This window comes from Rhodopseudomonas julia (assembly GCF_030813515.1).
GTDB classification, from domain to species: domain Bacteria; phylum Pseudomonadota; class Alphaproteobacteria; order Rhizobiales; family Afifellaceae; genus Afifella; species Afifella julia.
The window spans coordinates 1,333,578-1,346,392 of the sequence record NZ_JAUSUK010000001.1; the positions used below are offsets into that span (position 1 = coordinate 1,333,578).

General features: G+C 62.9%; 10 protein-coding genes. 9 read left to right on the forward strand and 1 reads right to left on the reverse strand.

Features of this window, described 5'->3' with window-relative positions; all coding sequences use genetic code 11:
* Window positions 1–13: 13 nt before the first annotated feature.
* The 7 genes from lhpI (at window position 14) to truB (ending at window position 8,225) form a co-directional block, all read left to right on the forward strand.
* Entirely contained in the window at window positions 14–973 is a 960-nt protein-coding gene (lhpI, locus tag J2R99_RS06135) for a bifunctional Delta(1)-pyrroline-2-carboxylate/Delta(1)-piperideine-2-carboxylate reductase (protein WP_307153567.1), read from the forward strand.
* A 180-nt stretch (window positions 974–1,153) separates the two neighbouring features.
* Window positions 1,154–1,708 (forward strand): ribosome maturation factor RimP, encoded by a 555-nt coding sequence (gene rimP, locus J2R99_RS06140; protein WP_307153568.1) that lies wholly within the window; start codon window positions 1,154–1,156, stop codon window positions 1,706–1,708.
* A gap of 96 nt (window positions 1,709–1,804) precedes the next feature.
* Window positions 1,805–3,415: a transcription termination factor NusA gene (gene nusA, locus J2R99_RS06145; protein WP_307153569.1), complete on the forward strand. Its 1,611-nt coding sequence runs from the start codon at window positions 1,805–1,807 to the stop codon at window positions 3,413–3,415.
* On the forward strand, window positions 3,412–4,104 hold the full coding sequence (locus tag J2R99_RS06150; protein WP_307153570.1) for an RNA-binding protein: 693 nt from the start codon (window positions 3,412–3,414) through the stop codon (window positions 4,102–4,104). Before nusA ends, J2R99_RS06150 begins: the two co-directional genes overlap by 4 nt.
* 12 nt (window positions 4,105–4,116) lie before the next feature.
* Window positions 4,117–6,747, forward strand: coding sequence for a translation initiation factor IF-2 (gene infB, locus J2R99_RS06155; RefSeq protein ID WP_307153571.1), 2,631 nt, complete (start codon window positions 4,117–4,119; stop codon window positions 6,745–6,747).
* Window positions 6,748–6,900: 153 nt separating this feature from the next.
* Window positions 6,901–7,320 (forward strand): 30S ribosome-binding factor RbfA, encoded by a 420-nt coding sequence (gene rbfA / locus J2R99_RS06160; RefSeq protein WP_307154164.1) that lies wholly within the window; start codon window positions 6,901–6,903, stop codon window positions 7,318–7,320.
* A gap of 2 nt (window positions 7,321–7,322) precedes the next feature.
* Window positions 7,323–8,225: a tRNA pseudouridine(55) synthase TruB gene (gene truB / locus J2R99_RS06165; RefSeq protein ID WP_307153572.1), complete on the forward strand. Its 903-nt coding sequence runs from the start codon at window positions 7,323–7,325 to the stop codon at window positions 8,223–8,225.
* Window positions 8,226–8,856: 631 nt separating this feature from the next.
* Here the strand turns inward: truB and J2R99_RS06170 are convergent.
* Window positions 8,857–9,360, reverse strand: coding sequence for a hypothetical protein (locus tag J2R99_RS06170; protein ID WP_307153573.1), 504 nt, complete (start codon window positions 9,358–9,360; stop codon window positions 8,857–8,859).
* A gap of 877 nt (window positions 9,361–10,237) precedes the next feature.
* Here J2R99_RS06170 and rpsO point away from each other — a divergent pair.
* Together rpsO and pnp are read left to right on the forward strand one after the other, a co-directional pair.
* Entirely contained in the window at window positions 10,238–10,507 is a 270-nt protein-coding gene (gene rpsO / locus J2R99_RS06175) for a 30S ribosomal protein S15 (RefSeq protein ID WP_370872276.1), read from the forward strand.
* A 170-nt stretch (window positions 10,508–10,677) separates the two neighbouring features.
* On the forward strand, window positions 10,678–12,798 hold the full coding sequence (gene pnp, locus J2R99_RS06180) for a polyribonucleotide nucleotidyltransferase (protein ID WP_307153574.1): 2,121 nt from the start codon (window positions 10,678–10,680) through the stop codon (window positions 12,796–12,798).
* Window positions 12,799–12,815: the final 17 nt, after the last annotated feature.

Genomic DNA, 12,815 nt, shown 5'->3' on the forward strand with positions numbered 1-12,815 from the left:
AGCGGATCTTTCGATGCGCGTCATTCCCGCAGCCGATATCGCGGATGTTCTGACCTTCCCCGAGCTTATCGAAACGCTGAGAGGCGCCTTTCGACAAGGGGTCGTGACACCGGTCCGCCATCATCATTCGATCCATTTTCCCGATCAGGCGGAAGCGACGCTGCTTCTGATGCCGTCGTGGAACGATTTCGATCAGCAGGGCCATTCCGAGCGCGGCTATGTCGGGGTCAAGATCGTGACGGTCTTTCCCGACAATGCAAGCCGCGGCAAGGCGGCCGTTGCCGGCGTCTACCTCCTCTTTTCCGGCAAGAGCGGTGAGCCGCTCGCCGTCATCGACGGGTCCGCGCTGACGGTGTGGCGTACGGCGGCGGCCTCAGCACTCGCCGCCTCCTATCTTGCCCGCCCAGACGCGAAGCGCCTTCTTATGGTGGGCGCCGGTGCGCTTGCCCCCTATCTCATCGAAGCGCATGCGGCCGTGCGCCCGATTGAAGAAGTGCTCATCTGGAACAGACGCCCTGAAAAGGCGGAACGGCTTGCGGAAAGACTGCGCCCGCGACGCTACCGTCCGCATTTCACCGAAGATCTGGAAGGCGCCGTGCGCGGCGCCGACATCGTCTCCTGCGCGACCTTGTCGAACCATCCGATCGTCAAGGGCGAATGGCTCAAGCCCGGCGCCCATCTCGACCTCGTCGGCGGTTTCCGCCCGGAGATGCGCGAAACCGACGACGACGCCATCCGCCGTGCCCGCGTCTTCGTCGACACGCGCGAGGGGGCGATGAAGGAAGCGGGCGACATCGCGCAGCCGCTTGAAAGCGGCGTCTTAACGGCAGACGATATCACCGCGGACCTCTTCGAGCTCACTCGCGGCGAGAAGGCCGGCCGCCGCTTCTACGACCAGATCACGCTGTTCAAATCGGTCGGGACGGCACTCGAAGATCTGGCCGCTGCGATCCTGGTGTTTTCGCGCGCCTGACCCCGCGTCTCGGCGAAGTCTTCTCGGGGCGCTTGAAACGTCGGCGGTAAAATCGTATATCGGCGGCAACAATTCTCGAATACCGTCGAGAGTGGGTCCTCCGGGTCCCGCTCTTTTTTATTGCCGCCACTTGGCTCAAGCCGTTGCTGCAAGGCGGGTTTCCGCATCTTCGGGAGGAAGATGACCGACTCAGACATGCACACTCCGTCGAGCGAGCGATTGATCCGCGAGACCGGGTTGGAAGCTCGCATCGCACATATCGCCGAGCCCGTCGTCGCGGGCCTCGGCTACGAACTCGTGCGCGTCAAAGTGTTGGGCCAGAATGGCATGACCGTGCAGATCATGGCCGAGCGCCCGGATGGGACGATGGGCGTCGACGATTGCGAAGCCATCAGCCGCGACCTGTCGCCGGCTCTCGATGTCGACGATCCGGTCGGGCGGCCTTACCATCTGGAAGTGTCCTCTCCTGGCATCGACCGCCCGTTGACGCGGGTGAAGGATTTCGAATTGTGGGCCGGCCACGAAGCGAAAATTGAAATGGCGGCCTTGCAGAACGGCCGCAAGCGCTTCCGCGGCATCTTGCTCGGTGTACGCGACGGCACCACGGGCATTCGGGTGACCAGCGAAGGCGGCAACGAGGATGTGTGGCTGCCGCTTGGCGAGGTCGCCGATGCCAAACTCATTTTGACCGACGAGCTGATCGCGGCGACGCAGGCGGACCGCCAGAGCGACTGAACAACGAGCGAGGGATCAGGGATTTCGGTCCCGATCGCTTGAGGCCCGCAAGGGCAGGGATAACAGGCCCGGTGGGCCGGGAAACGGAGCTGTCCAATGGCAGTGAGTGCAAACAGGCTCGAACTTCTGCAGATCGCCGACGCGGTCGCACGGGAGAAGAGCATCGACCGGCAGATCGTCATCTCCGCAATGGAGGACGCGATCCAGAAGGCGGCCAAATCGCGCTATGGCGCGGAAACCGATGTGCGCGCCGAGATCGATCCCAAGACCGGCGACATCCGACTGCAGCGTCTCCTGGAAGTGGTCGAGACGCCTGAGGATTTCGCCACCCAGATTGCGCTTGAAGATGCGCGCGGTCGCAACCCCGCCGCGCAGGTCGGCGACTTCATCTCCGAACCTCTGCCGCCTCTCGATTATGGCCGCGTCGCCGCGCAATCGGCCAAGCAGGTCATCATGCAGAAGGTGCGCGACGCGGAGCGCGACCGGCAGTTCGAAGATTACAAGGACCGCATCGGCGAAATCGTCAACGGCACGGTCAAGCGCGTCGAATACGGCAATGTCGTCGTCGATCTCGGGCGCGGTGAGGCGATCATCCGCCGCGACGAACTCATCCCGCGCGAGACGTTTCGTTATGGCGACCGCGTGCGCGCCTATGTCTACGATGTGAGGCGCGAACAGCGCGGCCCGCAGATCTTCCTGTCGCGCACGCATCCGCAGTTCATGGCCAAGCTCTTCACCATGGAAGTGCCGGAAATCTACGACGGCATCATCGAGATCCGCTCGGTGGCCCGTGATCCGGGCTCGCGGGCAAAGATCGCCGTCATCTCCAACGATTCATCCATCGATCCGGTCGGCGCCTGCGTCGGCATGCGCGGTTCGCGCGTGCAGGCCGTGGTCGGCGAATTGCAGGGCGAGCGCATCGACATCATTCCCTGGTCGCCCGACGCCGCGACGTTCATCGTCAATGCCTTGCAGCCGGCGGAAGTCTCCAAGGTAGTTCTCGACGAAGATGCGGAACGCATCGAGGTCGTGGTGCCGGAAGACCAGCTGTCGCTCGCCATCGGCCGCCGCGGCCAGAATGTGCGGCTCGCCTCGCAGCTCACCGGATGGGATATCGATATCCTGACGGAAGACGAGGAATCCGAGCGCCGTCAGAAGGAATTCCAGGAGCGTACCGAGCTCTTTCAGAATGCGCTCGACGTCGATGAGATGGTGGCGCAGCTCCTCGCCTCGGAAGGCTTTGCGGACGTGGAAGAGATCGCCTTCGTGGAAATCGACGAACTCGCCACCATCGAAGGGTTCGACGAGGACACTGCGGAAGAATTGCAGATGCGCGCCCGCGAGTACCTGGAGGCTCTGGAAGGCGAACAGGACGAAGAGCGCAAGAAGCTCGGCGTCGCCGACGAGCTCAAGGAAATCACCGGCGTGACGACGGCCATGCTCGTCGCGTTCGGCAAAAACGACGTGAAGAGCGTGGAAGATCTCGCCTATTGCGCCGTCGACGATCTCGTCGGCTGGACCGAGCGCAAGGACGGCGAGACGAAGCGCTTTGCGGGCATCCTGGACGACTTCTCTCTGTCGCGCGAAGAGGCGGAAGAAATGGTCATGGGCGCCAGGCTTCATGCCGGCATCATCACCGAAGCCGATCTCGCTCAGCCTGAAGAGGAGAGCGACGAGGCCGAGGAGGAGGAGACGGCATCAGCGTGATCGAGGCGGCTCCAGCTCTTGCAGAAAAGCACTCCGGCCCCAAAATAGGGAGGAGACGAATGTGTGCAGTCTCCCGGCAGGTGCTGCCGGAGGACAGGCTGATACGCTTCGTCACATCTCCCGAGGGCGACGTCGTCGCCGACCTCAAAGCACGCCTCCCCGGGCGCGGCATGTGGCTCGAAGGGCGGCGACCCGTCATCGAAGAAGCCCGCCGCAAATGCGTCTTCGACCGTGCTTTGAAGACCAAGGTAAAGGTCGCCGAGGATCTCGGCGATCAGGTCGCCTCGCTGCTGAAGAGCCAGCTTCTTGGCCGTCTCGGACTTGCAGCAAGAGCGCGGCAAGTGGTGTGCGGCTTCGCCAAGGTCGAAGCGGCCCTGCGTTCCGGAGAGGCGATCTGCCTCGTGCATGCCGTCGAGGCGGCGGCTGACGGGCGCAACAAGCTGGCGGGCGCGGCGCGACAAGGTCTGGCCTCAACCGGCAAAGACGAGCCCCTTTTCGTCGCCCATTTGACGACCGCCGAATTGGGTTTGGCATTGGGGCGGCCACATGTGATACATGCTGCCGTGCTGGATGGCGCGGCGGGACGAAGTTTTCATGACGCGGCGCTGCGCAATCTCCGCTTCGACAACGAGATCTGTCAGCAGCCGTCAGAGCGCGAACACGATATTGACGTCGCCGACCGGCGATGAATGGGAATAGGCATGAGCGAGACGACAAGCAAAGGCGACAAAACGCTTCGCGTAGGAGGCCGTAAAACGCTGTCCTTGAGGCGTGACACAGATACGGTGCGCCAAAGCTTCTCCGGCGGACGATCGAAAGCAGTCGTGGTGGAGAAGAAGCGTCGCCGCCACGGGGGTGGCGATCGTCCCGATGCGCCCGAAACGCCGATCCAAACCACCACGCGCCCGACCCAGGCCGCCAAGGCTCCGCCGCCACCGCCCACGCCGCCGGTGCGCGAACAGCAGCAGCGCGGCCGCACGGGCCTCGTGTTGAAATCCCTGACCGAGGACGAGCGTGACGCCCGCGCCCAGGCGCTGGCCGATGCCCGCGTCCGCGAAGCGGAAGAGCGCCGCCAGGCCGAGATCGAAGCCGCGCGCCGGGCCGAGGAAGAAAAGCGCCTCGCTCAGGAGCGCGAAGAAGCCGCGCGCCGCCAGGCCGAAGAGGACAAGCGCCGCGCCGCGGAGACGGAAGCGCGCAGCCGCAGCGAAGACGCCGCAGGCAAGCGCGAGCCGACCCCGGGCGCCGGAGAACAGGCCGCAGCGCCGGCTGCCGCGAGCTCGGCACCGGTCGCAACGGCCAAGGCCGCAAAAGCGGCACCAGCCGCCGCCGGCGGAGCCGCGGGCAGTGCCGACGAGGCGCCCAAGGAAATCCGCGCCGTGCAGAGGCCGAAGCGTCCGGAAGTCGCAAAGCCGGCCAAAAAGACGGCAGGTGGTGGCGATCGCCGCCGTGGCCGCCTCACCGTGACGAATGCGCTCGAGGACGGCGACCGCGAACGTTCGCTCGCTTCGATCCGCCGCAAGCGGGAGAAGGAGAAGCGTCAGCAATCGGGCTTCTCACCCTCCAACGAGAAGATCATGCGCGACGTGGTCATCCCGGAGGCGATTTCCGTGCAGGATCTCGCCAACCGCATGGCGGAACGCGCCGTCGACGTGATCCGGCTTCTGATGAAGTCCGGGACGATGGTGAAGATCACCGACATTCTCGATGCCGACACCGCGCAGATCGTGGCTGAAGAAATGGGGCACAATGTGCGCCGTGTCGCCGCCTCAGACGTTGAGGAAGGTCTGTTCGACGAGCCGGATGCGCCGGAGGACAGGCTGCCAAGGCCGCCGGTCGTCACCATTATGGGCCATGTCGACCACGGCAAGACCTCGCTTCTCGACGCGATCCGCGAGACCAAGGTCGTCGCCGGCGAGGCGGGTGGCATCACCCAGCATATCGGCGCCTACCAGGTGGAGAAGAACGGTCAGAAGATCACCTTCATCGATACGCCGGGCCACGCGGCCTTTACCGCGATGCGGGCCCGCGGCGCCCAGGCGACGGATATCGTGGTTCTTGTCGTGGCGGCCGACGACGGCGTGATGCCGCAGACGGTCGAAGCCATCAATCACGCGCGCGCCGCCGGCGTGCCGATGATCGTGGCGATCAACAAGATCGATAAGCCCGATTCCGATCCGATGCGGGTGAAGACCGACCTTCTGCAGCATTCGGTGGTCACGGAATCGATGTCCGGCGACACGCTCGAAGTCGAGGTGTCAGCCACGAAGCGGATCAATCTCGACGGGCTTCTGGAAGCCATCCTGCTGCAATCGGAGCTTCTCGACCTGAAGGCCAATCCGAACCGCAGCGCGGAGGGCATCGTCGTCGAGGCGCAGCTCGATCGTGGCCGCGGCCCGGTGGCAACCGTGCTCGTACAGCGTGGCACGCTGCATTCGGGTGATATCATTGTGGCCGGTTCTGAATGGGGACGTGTGCGCGCGCTCATCGACGACACCGGGGCCCAGGTGAAAGAAGCCGGGCCGTCTCGGGCCGTCGAGGTGCTCGGTTTCCAGGGAACGCCTGAGGCCGGCGACCGTGTCGCCGTCGTCGAGAGCGAAGGCCGTGCCCGGGAGATTTCCGAATATCGTCAGCGCGTGCGCCGCGAAAAGGCGGTGGCTCGTCAGACGGGTCAGCGCGGGTCGCTCGAGCAGATGATGAACCAGCTGCAGGTGGAAGGTACCAAGACCTTCCCGCTGGTGATCAAGGGCGATGTGCAGGGCTCGGTCGAAGCGATTATCGGAGCTCTCGACAAGATCTCCACGGACGAAGTCGCAGCAGACATCGTGCATTCGGGCGTCGGTGGCATCACCGAATCCGACATCACGCTTGCCGCGGCCTCCAATGCGGCGGTCCTCGGCTTCAACGTGCGCGCCAACAAGCAGGCCCGCGAAGCGGCGGCCCGCGATGGCGTGGAGATCCGCTACTACAACATCATCTACGACCTCACTGATGACGTGAAAGCGGCGATGTCGGGCATGCTTTCACCCGAGCGTCGCGAAACCTTCATCGGCAATGCCGAGATCCTGGAGGTGTTCAACATCACCAAGGTCGGCAAGGTCGCCGGTTGCCGTGTCACCGAAGGCAAGGTGGAGCGTGGGGCCGGTGTGCGCCTCATCCGCGACAACGTGGTGGTGCACGAAGGCCGGCTTTCGACGCTCAAGCGCTTCAAGGACGAGGTCCGCGAGGTGCCGGGCGGCCAGGAGTGCGGCATGGCCTTCGAGAAGTACGAGGATATGCGCGTCGGCGACATCATCGAGTGCTACCGCGTGGAAGAAGTGGCGCGGACGCTTTAGGCGTCAGCACTTCGCCAGGGTTTCCAGAAATTCGCCTCCGGCATCGCCGGGGGCGATATTGCGCACGGAGCCAGGCAGGGTCCAATCCTTGAGCCAGGGATGCGCGTCCCTGCCTCCGCCGATCTACCCATCAATGCCATTGCCTTGAACACCATGTCCCGTTTTGAAAGTTCTCAGTCTGCAGGCCCGTCGCAGCGTCAGCTGCGGGTGGGCGAGCTTGTCCGGCACGCGCTTGCGGAAGTTCTGCAGCGCGGCGAAAGCAACGATCCAGCGCTCGAGGGCGTGATCGTCAGCATTTCCGAGGTGCGCATGTCAGCGGATCTCAAGCATGCGACCGCTCTCGTTCATCCCCTCGGCATCGAGGATGGCGACGGCGTCGTGGCGGCGCTCAACCGCAGTGCACGCTTTCTGCGCGGGCGGATCACGCCGGCGCTTCGTCAGATGCGCTCCATGCCGGACCTCAAATTCCGTCTCGACACGCGCTTTGAGGACGATGCCCGCATCGACGAATTGCTGCGCTCGCCGGACGTACAAAAAGATCTCCATGACGACGATGAAGAGGAAGGCCGCTAGACATGTCCCGTCGGCGCAACAAAGGCCGCGACGTTGACGGCTGGCTCGTCCTCGACAAACCCGTCGGCATGACCTCGACGGAAGCCGTCGCCAAAGTGAAACGCGCTTTCGATGCGAAAAAGGCCGGCCATGCGGGAACCCTCGATCCCCTCGCCTCCGGCTGTCTGCCCATCGCTCTCGGCGAGGCGACGAAAACCGTCGCTTTCGTCATGGATGGGCGCAAGGTTTACGAATTCACCGTGCGCTGGGGCGAGAAGACGGAAACCGACGATCGCGAGGGCCCGGTCGTCGAGCGCTCGGACGTGCGACCCAGCGAAGACGACATCCGCGCCCTCATTCCCGATTTCACTGGCACGCTGTCGCAGGTGCCGCCGCGCTATTCGGCCGTCAAGATCGCCGGCGAGCGAGCCTACGACCTTGCCCGCGACGGCGAGACGGTCGAGCTCGAGCCGCGCGAGATCGTCGTGCACCGTCTCGATCTCGTCGAATGCCCCGATGCCGATCATGCGATCTTCCATGCCGAATGCGGCAAGGGCACCTATGTGCGGGCCTTGGCACGCGACATGGCCGAAGAGCTTGGCACCGTTGCGCATGTCTCTGCCCTTCGCCGGCTTGTCGTCGGACCTTTCGGTGAAGACGACATGGTGCCCTATTCGGAGCTTGAGGCGAATGCCGAGACGCCGGGTGCCTTGTTGCGCCCGGTCGAGGCTGGGCTCACCGACCTTCCCTCGATCCGAATCGACAATCACGCCGCGATGCGGCTCAGAAATGGTCAGGCCGCTTTCCTGCGCGGCGCCGATGCCCCGATCGGTGGCAGTGCCTATACGGTCTCGGAAGGCCGCCTCGTCGCGCTCGTCGATATCGCCGGCGGCGAAATGAATCCGCGCCGGGTGTTCAAGCTCTAGGAGCCAGCTGAATAGGCTGGTTATTCGTCCGGTGGTCACTGGCTCGTCGGTGATCTCCATCGTTGTCGACCTGAGCGCATAGCCGGAGCCGAAAACGGTCTCAAGTGCTGATGGATCGAGCATTCTGCCGCTCGCGGGATTGGAAGGGTCGGAAAAGGTTGCCAGTTGCGGATAGTTCTTGCGGCCAAGGGTAACGGTCCCCTTGTAGGTCTGAACAAGCCCGAGCCGTTCGCCACCCTCGCTATCTGCTGGCAACTCGTCGGCGACGGCCCGCTGGAGACGCCATTTCATCTCCTCGTCGACAAGCACCAGAAGCAATCTGCCCTGGCCGAGGTCGACAATGGCAGCTTCACCGGTGAGCTTGGACCCCTCCATCGTCGCGGCAAGCCAAACCCGCCCATACCAGCTTTCGACCTTACTTGCGGTCGAACCGCCGACCGGGCCAGACGGAGTGTCCACGATCAATGTCAGCTTCTGGTGCCAGCTATAATAATCACGACATCCAGCAAGCGCCAACATGATGCCAAGGATGAGAATCGCTCGCTTCGTAGGCCTGTACTACGTGTCATCTCTGATCGGCGTGGCGCTAATCAGAGTGTGCCGCGCGGAGCAACATCAGCGTGTCCAGCACTCAACGTAGATGTTCATCAGGATCCGCGTCTACCGGGTTTCCGTCGGCATCCACTCTGTATCTATTGATGAGGTTGACCAACGTGACGGCGCAATAGGTGGGCGAGTCGTAAATCGCTTGGTGAATGTTCGTTTCTCGTTGCTGCAGAAAGGACCTCGGCAGTTGTCGATAGCGGCGCTCTTTCTTCCACTTCTCGTTTATGGAAAAGAGCGCATAGACAAATTGATAAAGGGCGCTGCCGAAGCCCGCGTAATCGACTAGGTCTTTTCGCGACGTTGAAAGTGATGCTCGTATCATCTCGGCGGCTTTGCGTTCGCGACCCGACAAATCTGCATAGTCCGGCCAGATAAGGGACGGGTTGTAATCACCACCGGCCCGTTCAACGGCAATCGCAAACGGCATAAGCCAATACATGCCGTCCGCGGGGCCAGTGAGTTCTCGCTGACTGCGAAGCGTCGATAGACCATTCAGATAGCTGGCTCGCAGCTCGGCCTCATCAATCATGCCAGCTTTCTCCATTTTCCAGTGGAGAGACTGCACAATGTTTCTGCAGTTCCCTCATGTCGGAATCTGACTCCCAACTGTCCGACCTGCACACAGCGCTCATTGCGAAATGCCCCCATTTTCGATGCGCCTCCAAACTGAACCACAGGGGACGTTAAGAAATTTGCGCCGTTAGGCTAAGTGGCCGTGAGATGTGCGCATGAGGCTGTGGGATGTCGCCGATCAAAAGCAGTGCAGTCGAGATCGAAGCCTCTATGTCCTTTAGCGTGATGGCCGGCAGCGACTGCTATTGGCGACCCATGGATCTGATCTCTACGACCGACATTGGGGCGCGTTGCAGTCGAAGTGCGGCAGCCACCCGAATGGCGGCTCACCCTGCTCCGCCACCCAGAAGCCGCCTGTCAGGAATCCACCCCTGAGCTGCCCTAAGCGTAAGGTACCAAGCGTTAGCTAGGTCGTGAACTCACAAACGAGGCGGCAATGGTATGAGCGGATTGGCTCCGATACGAGGCGCGAAGGCGCAGGAACTGCGCGCATTTTCAAGCCCTTCGCAACGACGTAGCCGGGCGACGTAGCCGGGCAAGGCCGCCATATGCTTTGCACGGCGAAGTGGCTGCGGGACCGCTTCGCGCATAGCTTTGCCATTTCAGCCGCCATTTTCGTCCCGCTTATGCGTTCACGACCGAGGAAAGTGGCAAGGCAATTCTCCCCGCAGCCGCCTCGGCACTTTAAAAAAGCCGCATTGTTCCGTATATGGCGGCCAACGGTTCCGCCCGCCTTGCGTGGAATGCCATAACGGCAGGAGAGCGGCTTTCCGTATTGCGGCCTTGGCTGGACGACATCCCGGCCATGGCATCACCCAACGAAAGGAACGACGATGTCGATCACACCCGATCGCAAGCAAGAACTCATCAACGAATACGCCACGAAGTCGGGCGATACCGGCTCCCCGGAAGTCCAGGTCGCGATCCTCTCCGAGCGTATCGCCAACCTGACGGAGCATTTCAAATCGCACGCCAAGGACAACCATTCCCGGCGTGGACTTTTGAAGCTCGTCTCGCAGAGGCGCCGGCTTCTTGATTACCTGAAGCGCAAAGACGCGGAGCGTTACCAGACGCTCATTTCCCGTCTCGGGCTGCGCCGCTAGGCGCCTAATACGGGCAGCGGACGGCAAAGGCCGCCGCTGCCCTTTGATGTTCAAGGCTGGAACGGCCATGGCAGGATCGCCGGATGGTCTCGCTGCCGGGACCGGAGCGAAGACCTTCCCGCCATCTTGCGCATGGTCCTTCTCGCCTCCATACGAAAGGCAGAACAATCATGTTCGATCACCAGACAGTTGAAATCGAATGGGCCGGGCGTCCGCTCCGGCTCGAGACGGGCAAGGTCGCCCGTCAGGCGGACGGCGCCGTCGTCGCCACTTACGGCGAGACCACCGTCCTCGCCACCGTCGTCTCCGAAAAGGAACCGAAGCCCGGCTTCGACTTCTTCCCGCTGACGGTCAACTACCAGGAAAAGTACTACGCGGCAGGCCGGATTCCGGGCGGCTTCTTCAAGCGTGAGGGACGTCCGACCGAGAAGGAGACGCTGACCTCGCGCCTCATCGACCGGCCGATCCGTCCGCTTTTCGCACCGGGCTACAAGAACGACACCCAGGTCATCGCGACCGTCCTGTCGCACGATCTTGAAAACGATCCCGATATCGTCGCCATGGTGGCGGCTTCCGCAGCCCTCACCCTTTCGGGCGTTCCCTTCATGGGCCCGATCGGCGGTGCGCGCGTGGGCTACATCAACGGCAGCTACGTTCTCAACCCGACCGTGGACGAGGTGAAGGAATCGCGCCTCGATCTCGTCGTCGCCGGCACGGGCGATGCCGTGCTGATGGTCGAATCTGAGGCCGATGAGCTTCCAGAAGACGCCATGCTCGGTGCCGTGATGTTCGGTCATAAGGGCTTCCAGCCCGTCATCGACGCGATCATCAAGCTTGCCGAGCGCTCCGCCAAGGCGCCGCGCGCCCATGACGTCGCGGACCGAAGCGCGCTTCTTGCGCAGGTCCGGGACATCGTCACGGAAGACCTGAAGGCAGCATATCTCATCGCCGACAAGGCCGAGCGCAAGGGGGCCGTCGATGCCGCCAAGGCGAAGGCCGTCGAGGCGCTGACCGACGAGACCAATCCCGAAGCTCCGACGAAACAGGTCGTCGGCGACATCTTCAAGAAGCTCGAGAGCGAGATCGTCCGCGGCCGCATTCTCGACGACGGTGCACGCATCGACGGACGCGACCTAAAGACGGTCCGCCCGATCGTGGCCGAAGTCGGCATTCTTCCGCGTACGCATGGCTCGGCCCTGTTCACCCGCGGCGAGACGCAGGCCCTCGTGGTCGCCACGCTCGGCACCGGCGAAGACGAGCAGATGATCGACAGCCTGGAAGGCACCTACAAGGAAGCCTTCATGCTGCATTACAATTTCCCGCCCTTCTCGGTCGGTGAGACGGGCCGCATCGGCTCGCCGGGCCGTCGCGAGATCGGTCACGGCAAGCTCGCCTGGCGCGCCATCCATCCGATGCTGCCGCCGGCGCACGAATTCCCGTACACGTTCCGCGTGGTCTCCGAGATCACGGAATCAAACGGCTCGTCGTCGATGGCAACCGTCTGCGGCACTTCGCTCGCTCTGATGGACGCCGGTGTGCCCCTGAAGAACCCGGTCGCGGGCATCGCCATGGGCCTCATCAAGGAAGACGAGAAGTTCGCTGTCCTCACCGATATCCTCGGTGACGAGGATCATCTCGGCGACATGGACTTCAAGGTCGCCGGCACGATCAACGGCGTCACGTCCCTGCAAATGGACATCAAGATCCAGGGCATCACCGAAGAGATCATGCAGGTTGCGCTCGACCAGGCAAAAGACGGCCGCATGCACATCCTCGGCGAGATGTCGAAGGCGTTGACGCAGGCCCGTCCGGAACTCGGCGAATATGCGCCCCGCATCGAGACCCTGAAGATCCCGGTCGACAAGATCCGCGAAGTCATCGGTTCCGGCGGCAAGGTGATCCGCGAGATCGTCGAGAAGACCGGTGCCAAGGTCGATATCTCCGACGATGGAACTGTCAAGGTCGCTTCGCCGAACGGCGAATCGATCCGCGCGGCCATCAAGTGGATCCGCTCCATCACGGACGACCCGGAAGTGGGTGCGATCTATCGTGGCACCGTGGTGAAGACCGTCGATTTCGGCGCCTTCGTCAACTTCTTCGGCTCCAAGGACGGGCTGGTGCATATTTCCCAGCTCAACAACGGCCGCCCCGCCAAGGTGACCGACGTCGTCAAGGAAGGCGATGAGGTCTATGTGAAGCTCATGGGCTTCGACGAGCGCGGCAAGGTGCGTCTGTCCATGAAGGTCGTGGACCAGGAGACCGGCGAGCCGATCGAGCCGGAAGCCGCCTGATCGGTCTGGCAGAGAAA

Coding starts and splice junctions, on each gene's coding strand:
- lhpI (WP_307153567.1), top strand. CDS start 14: ATGCGCGTCATTCCCGCAGCCGATATCGCGGATGTTCTGACCTTCCCC.
- rimP (WP_307153568.1), top strand. CDS start 1,154: ATGACCGACTCAGACATGCACACTCCGTCGAGCGAGCGATTGATCCGC.
- nusA (WP_307153569.1), top strand. CDS start 1,805: ATGGCAGTGAGTGCAAACAGGCTCGAACTTCTGCAGATCGCCGACGCG.
- infB (WP_307153571.1), top strand. CDS start 4,117: ATGAGCGAGACGACAAGCAAAGGCGACAAAACGCTTCGCGTAGGAGGC.
- rbfA (WP_307154164.1), top strand. CDS start 6,901: ATGTCCCGTTTTGAAAGTTCTCAGTCTGCAGGCCCGTCGCAGCGTCAG.
- truB (WP_307153572.1), top strand. CDS start 7,323: ATGTCCCGTCGGCGCAACAAAGGCCGCGACGTTGACGGCTGGCTCGTC.
- J2R99_RS06170 (WP_307153573.1), bottom strand. CDS start 9,360: ATGATTGATGAGGCCGAGCTGCGAGCCAGCTATCTGAATGGTCTATCG.
- rpsO (WP_370872276.1), top strand. CDS start 10,238: ATGTCGATCACACCCGATCGCAAGCAAGAACTCATCAACGAATACGCC.
- pnp (WP_307153574.1), top strand. CDS start 10,678: ATGTTCGATCACCAGACAGTTGAAATCGAATGGGCCGGGCGTCCGCTC.